The 15,435-nt window shown below is 73.0% G+C and carries 15 protein-coding genes; 5 read left to right on the plus strand and 10 right to left on the minus strand.

Going from position 1 to position 15,435, the window contains the following annotated elements:
• From E1289_RS18270 to E1289_RS18285, 4 genes are all read right to left on the minus strand, one after another.
• A partial coding sequence (locus E1289_RS18270; protein ID WP_131981693.1) for a hypothetical protein occupies positions 1–2,628 on the minus strand: 2,628 nt, incomplete at its 3' end.
• Between the two features lie 166 nt (positions 2,629–2,794).
• Positions 2,795–2,998: a PspC domain-containing protein gene (locus tag E1289_RS18275; RefSeq protein ID WP_131981695.1), complete on the minus strand. Its 204-nt coding sequence runs from the start codon at positions 2,996–2,998 to the stop codon at positions 2,795–2,797.
• 186 nt (positions 2,999–3,184) lie between these two features.
• Positions 3,185–3,850, minus strand: coding sequence for an HAD family hydrolase (locus E1289_RS18280; protein ID WP_131981697.1), 666 nt, complete (start codon positions 3,848–3,850; stop codon positions 3,185–3,187).
• A gap of 35 nt (positions 3,851–3,885) precedes the next feature.
• Positions 3,886–4,536: an MBL fold metallo-hydrolase gene (locus E1289_RS18285; protein ID WP_131981699.1), complete on the minus strand. Its 651-nt coding sequence runs from the start codon at positions 4,534–4,536 to the stop codon at positions 3,886–3,888.
• Positions 4,537–4,640: 104 nt separating this feature from the next.
• Here E1289_RS18285 and E1289_RS18290 point away from each other — a divergent pair, with 104 nt between their 5' ends.
• From E1289_RS18290 to E1289_RS18300, 3 genes are read left to right on the plus strand one after another with little or no spacing between them, the layout of a single operon-like run.
• Complete coding sequence (locus E1289_RS18290; protein ID WP_131981701.1) at positions 4,641–5,708, plus strand: phosphotransferase family protein; 1,068 nt, start codon at positions 4,641–4,643, stop codon at positions 5,706–5,708.
• Positions 5,705–6,805, plus strand: coding sequence for a hypothetical protein (locus tag E1289_RS18295; protein ID WP_207929024.1), 1,101 nt, complete (start codon positions 5,705–5,707; stop codon positions 6,803–6,805). The genes E1289_RS18290 and E1289_RS18295 overlap by 4 nt, the downstream gene beginning before the upstream one ends.
• A 20-nt stretch (positions 6,806–6,825) precedes the next feature.
• The gene (locus tag E1289_RS18300; protein ID WP_131981703.1) at positions 6,826–7,026 is read left to right on the plus strand and encodes a hypothetical protein; all 201 of its coding nucleotides are present in this window, start codon (positions 6,826–6,828) and stop codon (positions 7,024–7,026) included.
• Positions 7,027–7,116: 90 nt separating this feature from the next.
• Here E1289_RS18300 and E1289_RS18305 read toward each other — a convergent pair whose 3' ends face one another.
• From E1289_RS18305 to E1289_RS18315, 3 genes are all read right to left on the minus strand, one after another.
• Complete coding sequence (locus tag E1289_RS18305) at positions 7,117–7,416, minus strand: Fe-S cluster assembly protein HesB (RefSeq protein WP_131981705.1); 300 nt, start codon at positions 7,414–7,416, stop codon at positions 7,117–7,119.
• Positions 7,417–7,536: 120 nt separating this feature from the next.
• Positions 7,537–8,496, minus strand: a complete 960-nt coding sequence (locus E1289_RS18310; protein WP_131981707.1) for an LLM class F420-dependent oxidoreductase — start codon at positions 8,494–8,496, stop codon at positions 7,537–7,539.
• Between the two features lie 9 nt (positions 8,497–8,505).
• Positions 8,506–9,273, minus strand: a complete 768-nt coding sequence (locus E1289_RS18315; RefSeq protein ID WP_131981709.1) for an SDR family oxidoreductase — start codon at positions 9,271–9,273, stop codon at positions 8,506–8,508.
• A gap of 189 nt (positions 9,274–9,462) precedes the next feature.
• Between E1289_RS18315 and E1289_RS18320 the strand changes: the two genes are divergently transcribed.
• Positions 9,463–9,912 carry an OB-fold domain-containing protein gene (locus E1289_RS18320; protein WP_131981711.1) on the plus strand — a complete coding sequence of 150 codons (450 nt, stop codon included), beginning with the start codon at positions 9,463–9,465 and terminating at the stop codon, positions 9,910–9,912.
• 118 nt (positions 9,913–10,030) lie between these two features.
• On the plus strand, positions 10,031–11,221 hold the full coding sequence (locus E1289_RS18325; protein WP_131981713.1) for a lipid-transfer protein: 1,191 nt from the start codon (positions 10,031–10,033) through the stop codon (positions 11,219–11,221).
• A gap of 3 nt (positions 11,222–11,224) precedes the next feature.
• Here E1289_RS18325 and E1289_RS39025 read toward each other — a convergent pair whose 3' ends face one another.
• The 3 genes from E1289_RS39025 to E1289_RS18340 form a co-directional block, all read right to left on the minus strand.
• Positions 11,225–12,814, minus strand: coding sequence for a serine/threonine-protein kinase (locus tag E1289_RS39025; RefSeq protein ID WP_207929025.1), 1,590 nt, complete (start codon positions 12,812–12,814; stop codon positions 11,225–11,227).
• Between the two features lie 326 nt (positions 12,815–13,140).
• The gene (locus E1289_RS18335) at positions 13,141–13,611 is read right to left on the minus strand and encodes a MarR family transcriptional regulator (protein WP_207929026.1); all 471 of its coding nucleotides are present in this window, start codon (positions 13,609–13,611) and stop codon (positions 13,141–13,143) included.
• Positions 13,612–13,827: 216 nt separating this feature from the next.
• A complete protein-coding gene (locus tag E1289_RS18340) occupies positions 13,828–15,402 on the minus strand; it encodes an acyl-CoA synthetase (protein WP_131981715.1) in 1,575 nt (524 codons plus the stop codon).
• Positions 15,403–15,435: the final 33 nt, after the last annotated feature.

Below are 15,435 nucleotides of genomic sequence, written 5' to 3' on the forward strand. Positions count from 1 at the left end.
GAGCGGGAGGATCCACGCGGGGATGACGTCGGACGGGGCGGCGGGCGAGGCGGGGACGGTGTCGAGGGCGGCCTTCCAGGCGCGGGCGGCGGTGAGGTCGGCGCGGATGACGCGGAGGCGTTCCTCGGCCTCGGTGAGGGCGGCGCGGAGGCGTTCCTTGGCGGGGACGGTCTGCCGGGTGGCGTGGTGAGCCGCCGCCCACGCTTCGTCCCAGCGCGGGGTGCGCTCCTGCCACGCCTCGTCGCCGTCGGTGGCGATCATGAGGTTGGCGAGGTCGGGGTGGACCGAGCGGACGCGGTCGAGGAGTTCCGTGCAGCGGATCTGGCGGGAGCGTTCGTGGCGGGCCTCGGCCAGGGCGCCCAGGGCGCGGCCGTAGGCGGCGGCGTCACGGGCGTCGATGGCGTCCAGGGCCGCCTGGAGCTCTGGGGGATCGTCGTCGTCCACGGGGCCGATGGAGTCGCGGAGGGCGTCGAGGTCGGCGGCGGCGCGGCTCACGCCCAGGCCCTCCAGTGCGTTGCGGAGGGCGGTGACGTAACCGTGCCACTGGTGGGGGTGGCCCAGGGGGATGGTGAGGCCGGACCGGCCGAGGAGGTCGCGGGTCTCCTGCACGGCCGTCATGGCGTCCCGGATGCGGGCGAGGCGGGCGTGGGCGCGGACGAAGCGGGCGACGCGTTCGGCGGGCGGGAGGTCGGCGGGGAAGGAGATGCCGGCGGCCTCCCACACGTACTGCAGCTCACGGCAGGTGATCCGCACCATGAGGTGGGTGTGGACGAGGTCGAGCAGCTCGGGTGTGGCGGGTGCGGCGCCGTCGACCCGCACGGTGGTGAGGAGCGGCTCGGCCTGGCGTTGCGCGGACGAGCGCAGCGGTCCCCGTTTGAGGGTGCCGCCGCCGGCGAGGTGGGCGCGCAGGTCCAGGGCGGACGCGGCGAGCCCGCGCAGGTCGGCGTCGTCGGGGATGTCGATCTCGTGGCTGCTGAGCTCCGCCAGGGCGCCCTCCGCCCACTCGGCCCGGGCCGTCATCTCGTGGACGCGCGCCCAGATGAGGGGGCGGCGGTCCGCGAGGGCGTCGCCGAACGCCTGGGCGGCGAGGTCGGCGGGGTTCCAGCCGCCCGGGTCGCCGTCGAGGCCGAGGTCGCGGAGCGCGGCGGCGACGACGGACGCGTTTCCGTCGAGGCGGGCGAGGAAGGTGACGTCGGTCTCGCGCAGGCGGCGGGACAGGTCGGTCTTGGACCGTTCGGCGCGTTCGGCGGCCGTGGCCTCCGCCTCGACCAGGGTGCGGACGTAGGCGGCGCTGGGCAGCGCGCCGGGGTCGACGTCGCGCTGCTCGGTGCGGGCCTTGCGCGCGGCGGTCTCCTCCGCGAGGAGGACGACGAGTTCCGCGGCCTCGGAGCGGGAGACCGGCGGGTCGGCCGGCATCCCGGCGCGGACCGGCATCCACGCCAGGTCGGGCGCCTCGGCGCGGAGACGCTCGCGCGGGTCGGCGGGCTCGTCGGCGCCGCCGAGGCGCTCGCGGATCTCGGTGACCTGCCGGGCGGCGGTCTCCTCCCGTCCGGCCAGCGCGTCCAGGTCGGGCGGGGCGGTGCGGGCGAGGATCGCGTCCGCCGCGCGGCCGGCCACGGCGGGGTCGGCGACCGTGAGGTCGGCGAGGCCGGGCGGCAGCGCGGCGTGGAGCGCGCCCGACGCGGTGGCGCCGCTCGTGGCGACGAGGACGCGGTGGCCGCGGGTGAGCAGCCCGGCGAGCAGGTCGGGGACGGTGTCCGCTTCGCGCTCGGGTACGTGCATGACGTGCGGCTTCCGGGACGGCGACACCAGCCGCGCGAACCCGTCGGGAACGCCGCCGGGCACCCGGTCGAGGAGGGCGGCGTGGTAGTCGGCGGCGGCGCGGCGGCCCGGCGGGCGGACGACCAGCGCGGGCGCGAGCCGCAGGCGCGGGACGGGCGACGGGGCCGCCGCGTCCGGTGCCCAGTCGTCGCTGTAGTCGGCGGGGGTGCTGAGCGCGGCGAGGCACCATTCGCGCAGGACGTCCCCGACCGAGGGGTTCAGCCCGAAGCCCCGCCCGGCGCGCACCGCGTCCGGCGGGCCGGGGGCGGGCCGGTAGCCGGGGTGGCCGGACAGCAGGTCCCGGTCCCGCAGGCTCGTGCGCCCGGCGAGGACCACGTCGATGCGGTCGGTGCGGTCGTCCACGACGATCCGCACGGGCGTGTTCAGCAGGTGGTCGTGGACGGCGGGCCGCCAGGCGAGCAGGCCCGTGGCGAGCACCACGTCCTCCCCCGCGAGGTCGCGGAGGATCCGGTACCAGTTGCGGAGGGCGAGCCAGCCGTCGAACTCGTCGAGGACGACGGGCGGGGTCAGCGGGATGACCGGCACGCTGAACAGGACGTCGCCGGGCCCCGCGTCCGTCTCGACGTAGACGTCGCCGGGCAGTTCCGACAGCCAGTGGACCCGGTCGTGCCCGGACAGGTCGCGGGACGGGCGGCGGCGTCCCCGCGCCAGGTCGCGCAGGAACCTCAGCAGCCGCGCCGCGTGCTCGGACTCGCGCGCGGACTCGTCCACGGCCCCGGGCAGGTCCCGGGGGGCGCGGGGGGTCGTGCCCGGAAACCGGCCGTGACCCGGGCCCTCCTCAGGCACCGCGGCTCCTTCCCTTCCCACGGGGGAACGGATCTCTCACCTCGCCGTCCGGACGGGCGGGCCCCGGTGTTCGGCCGGTGCGAGGTCCGATGGTGGTGCCACGATCTAACACCCCCGGGCGGGCCCGGCCAAGCGCTATCAATGATCTTGTGGTGCCGGAGACGCCTCAGCGGCTGCCCGCCAGGTGCCGGTCCTCGTTCGGCATCATCACCCAGAGGACGAGGTAGACGACGAACTGCGGGCCGGGCAGGAGACAGGACAGGACGAACAGCAGCCGGACGGTCCCGGCCGACATGCCGAACCGGCGACCGAGGCCGGCGCAGACGCCGGCGATCATCCGGTTGCCGCGCGGGCGAACTAGACCGTTCATGGCTTCTTCTCTCCCCATTCGGTCGTGCGATGAACGTGGCCGCGGAATTTCGCTTCCACGTCCTCCACGCTACGAACCGGACAGGGGCACCACATCAACCGCTGGGACTGTTCCCGTGCCATCCTCCGGGATTAGGGGATCCTCCCTAGGGGACCTCGGTTCCGGCCGAAACTCCGGCCGTGCGGGTCAGGCGGCGTTGTGCCCGGCGACGAGTCCGGGGAGGCCGGCGAGGTCGTCCAGGACGAACAGGCAGTCGCGCAGCGCCTCGTCGTCCCGCTGGATGTGGCCCCAGGGGCCGCGCCGCAGGAACGCCGCCCGCATCCCGAACGCGAGCGCGGGCCGGACGTCGTTGTCGATGCGGTCCCCCACGTAGAGGACGCGGTCGGGCAGCACGTCGGCGAGCTGCGCGCAGCGCTCGAAGAACTCCCGCGCCGGTTTCTGGACGCCCCACACGTCGGAGATGCCGACGACGTCCGCGTCCAGGCCGAGCGCCGCCATCTGCTCGGCGGCCTCGACCGGCTGGTTGCCGGCGATCCCGACGTAGAGGCCCTGGTCGCGCAGCCCGGACAGGCAGGCGCGCGCGTCCGGGTACAGGTCGGCGGGCCCGAACCCGTTCGGGACGCCCGCCTCGATGCGCCGGCGCTGCTCCTCCGCCAGGTCGAAGCCCGGCCGGAAGTATTCGAGGAGGTCCATGTGGGTGCCGCCCGCCGCGAGCACCGCCCCGAGCTTCGCGAGGAACGTGTGCCGCGGGACCCCGAGCCAGTCGGCCCACCGCCCGTAGATCTCGCCCTCGTTGATCAGCGTCTCGCCGATGTCGAAGAACACGGCCTGGATGCGGCGGGGGCGGCTCACGGTGCCGGTCCCTCCGGGGGGCGAGGGATCGCCGGTCACGGCCGGGCCAGGTCGACCGAGGCACCCGGGGCGAGGCGGGTGAACTCCTTCCCGAGTTCCTTGCCGGCCCCGGTGAGGATGCGCTCCATGACGCTGAGGCCGATGTCGTTGAGGAGGCCGTCGTGGATGGCGAAGGCGCGTCCCGGATTCACGGCCCGCGTGTACTGGTAGAGGTCGACGGCCCTCATCCAGGGGGCGTTGCCGGGAAGGCACAGGGTGGGGACGGGCTCGGACGGGACGGTCAGCGCGTCCCCGGGGTGGAAGATCTCGCCGTCCAGCAGGAACCCGACGTTCGGGATCGGCGGCAGGTCCGGGTGCATGATCTCGTGGTCCTCGCCGTAGACGTGGACGTCGAAGCCCGCGATCGTGACGGCGTCGCCGTGGCCGACCTGGTGGACGCGCCCGCCGAGGTCGGCGAGGTTCTCGGCGACGACGCGGGACGTCCACACCTCCAGGGAGGGCCGCTCGGCCATCGCGGCGCGCAGGGTGTCGGCGTCGAAGTGGTCGAAGTGCTCGTGGGTGACCAGGACGGCGTCGGCGCTGGCGAGCGCGGCGGACGCCTCGCTGAACGTGCCGGGGTCGATGACGACGCTCCGGTCGTCCTTGCTGATCTGGACGCAGGCGTGTCCGAGCTTGGTGAGACGCATCAGCCGATTTTTCCACGCCGGTCGCCGGCGGCCATTGACCACCCCCGCCTCCGTTGATAGAACACGTTCTAATTCGGGGCCGTGACCGGTGCAAGGAGGCGGCGATGCCCGTTCCCGACCAACGCGACTCCGAGGTCACCAGGAGGAACCTGACGGACTGGCTGGAGCGGCATCTGCCCGGCGTCCGCATCCCCCACCTGGAGACCCCCCAGACGAGCGGTTTCTCCAACGAGACGCTGATCTTCGACGCCGAGTGGACCGGCGGCGACGGCGTCCCGCACCGCGAGCCGTTCGTGGCGCGGGTCGCGCCGGTGAAGTACCAGGTGTTCCCCGAGCCGCGGTTCGAGGAGCAGTACCGGCTGATGCGGATCCTGGACGAGCGCACCCCCGTCCCCGTGCCGCCGATCCGCTGGTACGAGCCGTCGCCGGACGTGCTGGGCGCCGCGTTCTTCGTGATGGGACGGATCGACGGCCGCGTCCCGACCGACATGCCGCCGTACCACATGGACGGCTGGGTGACCGAGGTCCCGCCGGGCGAGCGCGCCGCGATGTGGTGGTCCACGCTGGAGATCCTCGCGGACCTGCACCGGCTCGACGCGCGGGAACTGGGCCTCGGCTTCCTCGACCAGCCGGAGTGGGGCGCGCCCGGCCTCGACCAGCGGCTCAACTACTACGAGCACTACCTGCACTGGGCCTACAAGGGGCCGCAGGAGACGGCGCTCAAGGCCCTGGACTGGCTGAAGGCCAACCGCCCCGACGAACCCGGCGAGCCCGCCGTGCTGTGGGGCGACGCCCGCATCGGGAACGTGATCTTCCAGGAGGGTGTCCCGGCGGCCGTACTCGACTGGGAGACCGCCACGCTCGGCGCGCCCGAGGAGGACCTCGCCTGGTTCATGTTCCTCGACCGCCACCACTGCGAGGGCGTGGGCGCCGCGCGGCTGGACGGCTTCCCGTCCTACGCCGAGACGGTCGCCCGCTACGAGGAGCTGCTCGGGCGCCCGATGCGGCACATGGCGTACTACGAGATCCTGTCCGGCTTCAAGTTCTCGGTGGTCATGGCCCGGATCGGGCAGGCGATGATCGATTTCGGCTGGATCGACGAGACCTCCGACTTCCCCTACAACAACAACTGCTCGCAGCTGCTCGCGCGCATCCTTGGAGAGACCACGTGACGCTCTCGCCGCTCGACGACTACCCGATCCACCAGGCACCCGAGGTGATGCGGCACGTCACGACGTCCGACCGCAACTTCTACGACCGGTACTACTTCAACGCCCACCCCTGCTCCGACGAGCTGATGCTGATCATCGGGATCGGGCAGTACCCGAACCTCGGGGTCATGGACGCGTTCGCGGTCGTGCGGCACGGGCCGGTGCACAAGGTCGTCCGGGCGTCCCGCGAGCTGGGTGCGGACCGCATGGACACCACGGTCGGGCCGTTCCGGGTGGAGGTGATCGAGGGGCTGAAGCGGCTCAGGGTCGTCCTGGACGAGAACGAGCACGGCCTGGCGTTCGACATGACCTGGGAGGGGACGATCCCCGCCACGCTGGAGCCCCCGCACTACCTGCGCTGGCAGGAACGGGTCATGTTCGACTCGCGGCGGCTCGCGCAGACCGGCCGCTGGACGGGCGCCATCACCATCGACGGCGAGACCATCGAGGCCACGCCGGACCACTGGTGGGGCTCCCGGGACCGCTCCTGGGGCATCCGTCCCGTGGGCGAGCCGGAGCCGCCCGGGATCCAGATCAACAACGCCGGCACGTTCTACTGGCTGTACACGCCGATGCAGTTCGAGGACCACTCGATCCTCTGCATCGTCCAGGAGGACGAGAAGGGCCGCCGGGTCCTGGAGGAGGCCACGCGGGTCTGGCCGGACCGCGAACCCGAGTACCTCGGCCGCCCGGAGTACCTCCCGGTCTACGCCGAGGGCACCCGCGACGTGGTCAGCGCCACGCTCCGGTTCGCGCCGCCCGGTGCGGCGGCGTTCGAGGTCCGCGCGACGCCGATCCTGCCGGTCCACCTGATGGTCGGCACCGGCTACGGGCTGGAGCCCGACTGGAAGCACGGCATGTACCAGGGCCCCGACGTCAAGGTCCAGGGCGTCGCCTACGACACGCGCAAGCCCGACGACGCCGCCCGCATGTGGGGACTCGTCGACGCGGTCGGACGGTACGAGTACCTGGACGGTGCCCAGCCCACGGAGATCACGACGGGATACGGCCTCTACGAGTACTGGGCGCTCGGCCCCCACCCCTCCTTCGCCGAATGACTCTGAAAGACTGGGCGACCGTGACGACCCCGCCTTCGCCCGACCCCCCGGACGCGGGACGGCCGTCCCGGGAAGAACTGGACCGGCTGGTGCGCGACCGCATTGCGAACTGGCGTGAGCAGCCGCGCGGGCTTGCCTGCGCGGTGATCGCCGCCTTCATGATCCTCACTACCGCCGCGTTCGTGTTCGCGGTGGTGGCGGTGGTGGGCGCGATGAGCTGAGGTCCGGAGAGGGCCGGAGGGGTGCGGAAAGCCGCGGAGCCGCCGCACCGACCGGGGTCGGCGCGGCGGCTCCGCGAAGTCCGCTCGGGTCTAGGTGGGGATCCCTCCGGACCCCTCGGCGATGGTGAACGCCACGTCGCCCTGCGGGTCGACCTGGGCGTCCAGGGTCTTGTCGTCCAGCATCTCGGCGACGGTCGGCTCCAGGTACACCTTCGCGCCCTCCTCCTCGACGACCTGGTCGCCCGCCTCGGGAGCCGGGGCCACCGAGAGCCGGAGGGCGTCCGAGCCGTCGAGCCCGGACTCGATGCGGATACCGGTCTCCGGCGGAAGCTCCGGGTTGGCGGTCACGGTACGGATGACCTGGACGGCACCGCTGGTCAGCGTGAGCACGATCAGCTCCTCACGTCTCTGTCTCTCTCGCTTCGGATCTGCCCCACCCTCCCCGTTCCGCACCGCCGTAAACATCGGGACGTGACCGTGCGATCTCGCTCGGCGAGCAGCGGCCGCGGGTCAGCCGGCGCTCGGGGCGAGGGCCCGCACCGCCTCCCGCGGGGACAGGCCGCCGCCCGGGACGACCGCCAGGATGGGCGTGGTGAGGCCGCTGTCCACGTACTCGCGGACGCGGGCGCGGCACCGGTCCGGCGTACCGTGCACGATCAGGTCGTCGACGACCTCGTCGGGGATGACCTCCAGGGCCTTCTTGCGGTCGCCGGCCGCCCACGCCTCGTTCATCGGGCGCAGCGCCTCGCCGCGGCCGAGCCACTCGTGGAACGCCCGGTAGACGGGCACCGTCATGTACGCGGCGATCATCCAGCGGCCGATCGCGCGGGCCTCCTCGGCGTCGCCGGTCGGGCAGACGAACAGCCGCGCGACCAGCTCGGTCTCGTCGCCGATCTCACCGCGCACCGTCCGGACGTCCTTCGGCGCGAGCCAGTTGGTGATCGCGCCGTCGGCCTCGCGGGCGGCGAGCCGCAGCATGCCGGGCCGCAGCGCCGCCAGCACGATCGGCGGCGGCGTCGCGGGCGCGTTGTCCAGCTTGAAGCCGTTGACTGCGAAGGTCTCGTACTCCTCCTTGACCTTCTCCCCGGCGAGGGCCTTGCGGAGGAAGCGCAGCGTGTCGCGGGTGCGCTTGTAGGGCTCCTCGAACGGGATGCCGTTCCAGCGCTGCACGATCGTGTCGGACGAGGTCCCGATGCCCAGCACGAACCGGCCCGGCGCGAGGCCGGCGAGCGTCGCGGCCTGCTGCGCCAGCAGCGCCGGCCCGCGCGTGTAGACCGGCACGATCGCCGGGCCGAGGCGCAGCTCGGGGGCCCACTGCGAGGCGAGCGCGAGCGGGGTGAACGCGTCGGTGCCGTTGGTCTCGGCGGACCAGGCGTCGGTGTAGCCGAGCCCCGGGAGCTCCGCGACGATCTCGCGCTGCTCGCCGAGCGGGAGCCCGGTCATCGGAATGGTCAGTCCCCAGCGTGACATGCCGCCTCCTCAGGCGATCGAGGCGCGGATGGTGGCGCCGCCGTCCACGACCATGGTCTGCCCGGTCATCCAGGACGACATGTCGCCGGCCAGGAACACCGCCGCGCTGGCGATGTCCTCGGGCTCGCCGAGGCGGCCGAGCGGCATGTGCTTGCTGATCGCCGCCTCGTTCGGCTCCCACAGGGCGCGGGCGAGGTGCGTCTTGACCAGGCCCGGCGCGATGCAGTTGACCCGGACCTTCGGGGCCAGCTCCATCGCGAACTGGCGGCTCAGGTGGATGACGGCGGCCTTGGTGGCGTTGTAGTACCCGATGCCGTGCTCGGTGATCATCCCGCCGACGGACGCGATGTTGATGACGGCGCCGCCGCGCTCGGCCAGCGACGCCTTCAGCGCGAGCTGGGTCCACTGGACGATCGCGAACTGGTTGACCTCGACGGTCTTGGCCGCGGCGGCGGGCTCGATGTCGGCCATCGGGCCGTAGTAGGGGTTGGTCCCGGCGTTGTTGACCAGGATGTCCAGGCCGCCGAACTCGGCGACGGCGGCGTCCACGCAGGCGGCGGCCTCCTCGGCGCGGCCCACGTGCGCGGCCTTGGCGAGCACTCCCGCGCCCGGGTGCGCGGCACCGATCTCCTTGGCGACCTCGTCCAGCGCCTCCTGCTTGCGCGAGGAGATCACCACGTTGGCGCCCTCGGCGGCGAACGCGGTGGCGATCGCCTTCCCGATCCCGCGGGAGGCCCCGGTGACCAAGGCCGTCTTCCCTTCGAGTCCCGTCCGCATCCGCACTCTCCCTACCTTCGCGCACCCTGTGGGCAGCCCGAGCAGAATCCGACTCGGCTCACTGTACAGGAAGTGACTGACGAGTCAGTTACCTGGTGCCGAGACGCCCGTCCCGCTCACCGGACACCCCTCTTTCCAGCGAGCGTTTGCTTGTTACGCTGCGCCGGTACCGGATCAGGGAGGAGCCGCGTGACCACGACCAAGGAACGCCGTCCGGCCGTCGACGGGTGGTTCACCACCGAGGACGGCGGCGTGCGGCTGCTCGGCACCCGCTGCGCGTCCTGCGGGACGCCGTACTTCCCGCGCAACGAGCTCGCCTGCCGCAACCCCGGCTGCACCGGCCCGAAGGACGGCTCCGAGCTGGAGCCCTACGCGCTGTCCTCCCGCGGCCGCATCTGGTCCTACGCCGACTCCCGCTACCGGCCGCCGCCCCCGTACGTCTCCCCCGACCCGTTCGTGCCCTACACCGTCGCGGCCGTCGAACTGGAGGCCGAGCGCATGGTCGTCCTCGGCCAGGTCGCCCCCGGCCACACCGTCGACGACCTCGCCGTCGGCATGGAGGTCGAACTGGCGGAAGGCACCCTCTACGAGGACGACGAGGCCGAATACACCGTCTGGATGTGGAGGCCCGTCCAGTGACCAGCGCACGGCCGTGCGGCCGCTGGACTGAGGAGCGCGCGCAGCGACGAAGGAGCGAGCACGTGACGAGGGAAGCGGCCGCACGAAGCGGCCGCGTGCGGCGAGCGGAGCGAGCCAGATGAGCAGAGACATTGCCGTGCTGGGTGCGGGGATGCATCCGTGGGGTAAGTGGGGGCGGAACTTCGTCGAGTACGGGCTGGCGGCCGCGCGGGCGGCGCTGGCCGATGCCGGGCTCGCGTGGCCGGACGTGCAGTACGTGGCGGGCGCGGACACCATCCGCAACGGGTATCCGGGGTTCATCGCCGGGGCGACGTTCGCGCAGGCGCTCGGCTGGTCGGGCGCGCGGGTGTCCAGTTCGTACGCCGCCTGCGCCTCCGGGGCGCAGGCCATCGACAACGCGCGTGCGCGGATCCTCGCCGGCCTCTGCGATGTGGCGCTGGTGGTGGGCGCGGACGCCGCGCCGAAGGGCTTCTTCAAGCCCGTCGGCGGCGACCGCCCGGACGACCCGGACTGGCTGCGGTTCCGGCTGCTCGGCGCGACGAACCCGATCTACTTCGCGCTGTACGCCCGCCGCCGCATGGCGATGCACGGGGCGACGCTCGACGACTTCGCCGCGGTCAAGGTGAAGAACGCGCGGCACGGGCTGGCGAACCCGAACGCCCGGTACCGCAAGGAGGTGACGCCGGAGGACGTCCGCGAGTCCGCCGTGGTCGCCGACCCGCTGCGGCTCCTGGACATCTGCGCCACCAGCGACGGGGGCGCGGCGCTGGTGCTGACGTCGCTGGACTTCGCGCGGCGGCACGGCATCGCCGATCCAGTGCGCATCCCGGGGCTGTCCACGGTGACGCCGACGTTCCCCAAGACCGTCCTGGACCTGCCCGACTTCGCGACCGACTCGGCGATGACGGCGGCCGAACCCGAGCGGCCCTTCCGGTCCGCCATCGCGCACGCCGCCTACGAGGAGGCGGGGATCGGGCCGGAGGACCTGTCGCTCGCCGAGGTGTACGACCTGTCCACGGCGCTCGAACTGGACTGGTACGAGGACATCGGCCTGTGCGAGCCGGGCGGCGCCGAGGAGCTGCTCCGGTCCGGCGCCACCACGCTCGGCGGGCGCGTCCCCGTCAACCCGAGCGGCGGCCTCGCGTGCTTCGGGGAGGCGATCCCGGCGCAGGCCATCGCGCAGGTGTGCGAGCTGACGTGGCAGTTGCGCGGCCAGGCCGAGGGACGCCAGGTCGAGGACGCGCGGGCGGGCATCGCGGTGAACCAGGGCCTGTTCGGCCATGGCTCGGCGGTCATCGCCGTCCGCTAGCCGCTACGAGACCGTGAACCCGTCGCAGCCGATGTAGTAGGCGTCGCCGTTGGCGTGGACGTGCAGCCAGACGACCGTCCACACGCCCTGCCTCAGCGGCTCTGATCCTTCGAAGTCGACCGGGTAGCTGAGGTCCAGCCCGGCGTCCCCCGGGTACAGGCGGGGCTTGCTGTGGACCCAGCCGGGCCCGGCGCTGCCGTGCGGGCCCGGCGGGCGGACCTGGGCGGCCACGTAGTAGCCGGACGGCGTCTCGTACTTGAAGCGCATGCCGAACTCGACGCTGTCGCCGCCGTGCGGCCGCCGCGGCGCCGAGACCTGCAACTGGCCGGACAGCGCCTCGTCCTCCGGGCGGATCGCGGGCAGGCAGGTCAGGTCGCTCTGGGAGAACTCCACCTCGCGGAAGTCCGCGGTGGGCTGCTTCACCAGGGGGTCGTCCGGCGGGCGGCCGTCGGCGCGGGGGGTCCGTGCCGTGGGCGCGTCCACCGGCGCCGTGGCGCCGCCGCCCGTCTCCGTCCCGTTCGCCGCCTGCCCGCTCTGGACCGCGTTCGCGCCCCGCCCGCCCTCGTCACCGGTCAGGACGGACCGCGCGACGAACGCGCTGCCCAGGACGACCGCGACCACCCCGGCGACCGCCGCGATGACGGCGGCGCGCGACCGCGGGCCCGTGCCGCCCGGCGCGCCCGTCCGGGTGCGCTCGGCGGGGACGAGGCCCGCCGCGACGGCGTCCGGGAGGCTGGCGGGCACCGGCCGCGGGGTCCCCGCCAGCCGCAGGTAGGCCGGGTCGCCGGCGAGCCCGGCCGGGGACGCGGCGAGCTCGGCCAGCCGCCCCAGCCGGACCCGGGCGGCGGGCTCCTTCGCGGCGCAGAGCCGGACGAGCTCGGCGACGCGCGCGTCGACGCCGTCGAGGTCGATCTCGCCGTCGAGCGTGCGGTGGATGATCGCCTCGATGCGGCCGCCGCCGAACGGCGGGCGCCCCGTGGCGGCGTAGGCGATGGTCCCGGCGAGGGAGAACACGTCCGAGGCCGGCACGGGCTCCTGCTCCCGGACGACCTCCGGCGCGACGTACCCGGGGGTGCCGTTCCACGCGCCGGTCTGGGTGATCTGCGTCTGGCCCTCGCCGCGGGCGATACCGAAGTCGATCAGCCGGGGCCCGTCCGGGGCGAGGATCACGTTGCCCGGCTTCAGGTCGCGGTGCTGCACGCCCTGGCCGTGGATCTCCAGCAGGCCCTGGGCCAGCGCGGCGAGCAGCCGCAGGCAGGTGTCCGGCGGCAGCGGCCCGTGCTCGGCGACGGCCTGGCGGAGCGTCGGGCCCGGGACGTACTCGGTCGCCAGCCAGTACGGCGGCGCGTCCAGCCCGGCGCCGACCATCGCGGCGGCGAACCGGCTGCGCACCCGCTCGGCGGTGGCGACCTCGCGGCGGAACCGGGCGAGCGCCTGCGGGCCGTCGAAGTCCTCGCGGATCACCTTGAGCGCGATGTGCCGGCCGGCCCCGGTGAGGCCCAGGTAGACCTGGCCCATGCCGCCCGCGCCGATGCGGGCGATCAGCGGGTATCCGCCGATCTCGGCGGGGTCCTCGGGGCGTAGGGGTTCCACGTCAGCGGCCGTCCGATCGTGCGTACATGCCGGGCATGATCTCATCGCGTGCGGCCCGGCGGTGCCGGGACGGGCCGTCCCGGGGCGGGCCGGGCGGCCGGATCAGGCCGCGCCCGGCAGATGTGACCCAAGTCACCGTCCAGAAGCCGTGTGACCTGCGATTCAGCGGTCAGGTGTCCCTGTGTCCCGCGAATGCGCGCCGTTCGCGTGACAAGACTCCAGGGACGGTCGCACGGCCGGGGGGACCGCGGCGGCCGTTCCTGGACCGGCCCCGATCGGCGCCGGGACGGACGGGGGTCGTCCCGCCGCCGATCGGGGCGACGCGGTCAGGGCAGCTCCCTGGTCTCCGCGATGACCTGCGGCATGACCTCGTTGTTGCGGCGGAACCAGTCCAGCAGGAAGGCGACCTCTTCGTCGGTGCAGCCGTCGAGCCGCTCGCGGAACATGCGGCTCACCGGCTCGAGGTACCGGGTGAAACGGGGGACGTTCTCCTCGACGAGTTCGACGATCACGCGGCGGCGGTCGTCGGGGTCGCGGGTGCGCCGGACGTAGCCGGCCTTCTCCAGCCGGTCGATCACCGCGGTGATGGCGCCGCCGGTCGTGATGCCCATGAGCTGCGCGAGCCGGCCGGGCGTCTGCGGGCCGTCGAGCGACAGCACGTGGACGCACTGCGCGTCGGTGACGTTCAAGCCCGCCTTGGTCGCCGTCGCATGGTGCAGCAGAACCGTGAACGTCGTGCCGCGCTGCGCGGCGGACAGCAGTTCGCTGACCATCCGGTAGCGTTCCGGGCTTCCCACGTCCCACCCCCTCCTTCACTCCCACACAGAGAAACTCATCTCAAGAGCGACTCAGCACAAGAGAGTTTAGGGGGCCGCGGCCGGGTGTGGCGTACGCGACACCTCAGATGATCAAAGCAAGGTTGGAACGGTCCTACGATTGAGTGGTCCGGGCCACAGACCAGAGGTCCGCTCCTGGCCCCGAATCCCACGAAGGTTCGGGGCCGACCGCTTCCGCTACCCCTCGGCCTCCTGGGCGACCTCCTTCGCCCACCGGTAGTCGGCCTTGCCCGCCGGGGAACGCTTCATCTCGTCCACGAACGCGTAGACGCGTGGGACCTTGTAGCCCGACAGCGCCTTACGGCAGTGCGCGTCCAGGTCCTCCGCCGCGGGCCGCCCGCCGCCGGCGGGCTGGATCACCGCCGCGACGCGGTTGCCCCAGCGCTCGTCCGGGATGCCCGTGACCACCGCGTCGTACACGCCCGGATGGCCCTTGAGGACGGCCTCGACCTCCTCCGGGAACACCTTCTCGCCACCGGTGTTGATGGCCTGCGACCCCCGCCCGTACACGGCGATCGACCCGTCCTCCTCGACGGTGGCGATGTCGCCGGTCAGCAGCCAGCGCCGCCCGTCCACCATGGGGAACGTCCGCGCCGTCTTCTCCGGGTCGTTGTAGTAGCCCATCGCGATGTGCCCGGTGCGGGCGACCTGGCCGATGACGCCCGACCCCGGCTTGACGGGCTGGTACGCGTCGTCCAGGACGGTGACGTTCTCCACGTCCGGCGCGAACCGCAGGCCCTTCTCCGGCGTGGACCCCGCCACCGCCTCCGCCGTCGAGCCCGACTCCGTCGACCCGAACCGGTCCAGGACCATCGTGTTGGGCAGCAGTTCCTGGATGCGGTCGCGGACGGTCCCGGTGAAGATCGCGCCCGTGGAGACGAACGCCAGCAGCGACGAGGTGTCGTACGAGCCGCGCGCCAGTTCCTCCGCCATCGGGATCGCCATGGCGTCACCGGTGATCGTCAGCGAGTTGACCTTCTCCCGCTCGATCGTCCGCCACACGTCCGCGGCGTCGAACTTGCGCGTGTAGACGAGCGTCGCGCCCATGAGCCAGCCGATCCACGTCGCCATCTGCGCCGCGCCGTGCATCAGCGGCGCGACCGGCATCATCACCAGCGGGCCGCCGTTGCGGGCGTTCTCGACGACGTCCTCCGGCTTCGACGGGCGCGGGAGCGAGGGGTTCCAGAACCCGAGCAGCAGCTGCTCGGTCGTCCACATGACGCCCTTCGGCATCCCGGTCGTCCCGCCGGTGTAGATGATGTAGAGGTCGTCGCCGGAACGCGCCGGGAAGCCCCGCGTGCCGTCGGCGTCCCGCAGCGCCTCGTCGTAGGCGACCGCGCCGGGGATGGACGGCGTGCCGCCCACCGCGACGAGGTGCTTCAGGGCCGGCACCTCCGGGACGGTCGCGGCGACCCGGTCCTCGAACTCCACGTCGTACAGCAGCGCGACGCTGTCGGAGTCCTGGAACACGTAGCGGAGCTCGTTCTCCACGTACCGGTAGTTGATGTTGATGGGCACCGCACGGATCTTCAGCGTCGCCAGCAGCGCCGCCGCGTACTCGATGCCGTTGTAGAGCTGGACGGCGACGTGCTGGCCCGGCCGGACGCCCGCGTCCGCCAGGTGGTGCGCGAGGCGGTTCGCGTGCTCGTCCATCTCGGCGTAGGTGAGCCGCCGGTCGCCGCACACCAGGGCGACACGCTCCCCTATCGCGTCGGCGACTCCCTCGAACAGATCAGCGTGGTTGTACTCCATCGGACGTCCCTTTCGGGGGGTCTGGGGTCGCGC

The sequence above is a fragment of the Actinomadura sp. 6K520 genome, from assembly GCF_004349245.1.
Taxonomy (GTDB): domain Bacteria; phylum Actinomycetota; class Actinomycetes; order Streptosporangiales; family Streptosporangiaceae; genus Spirillospora.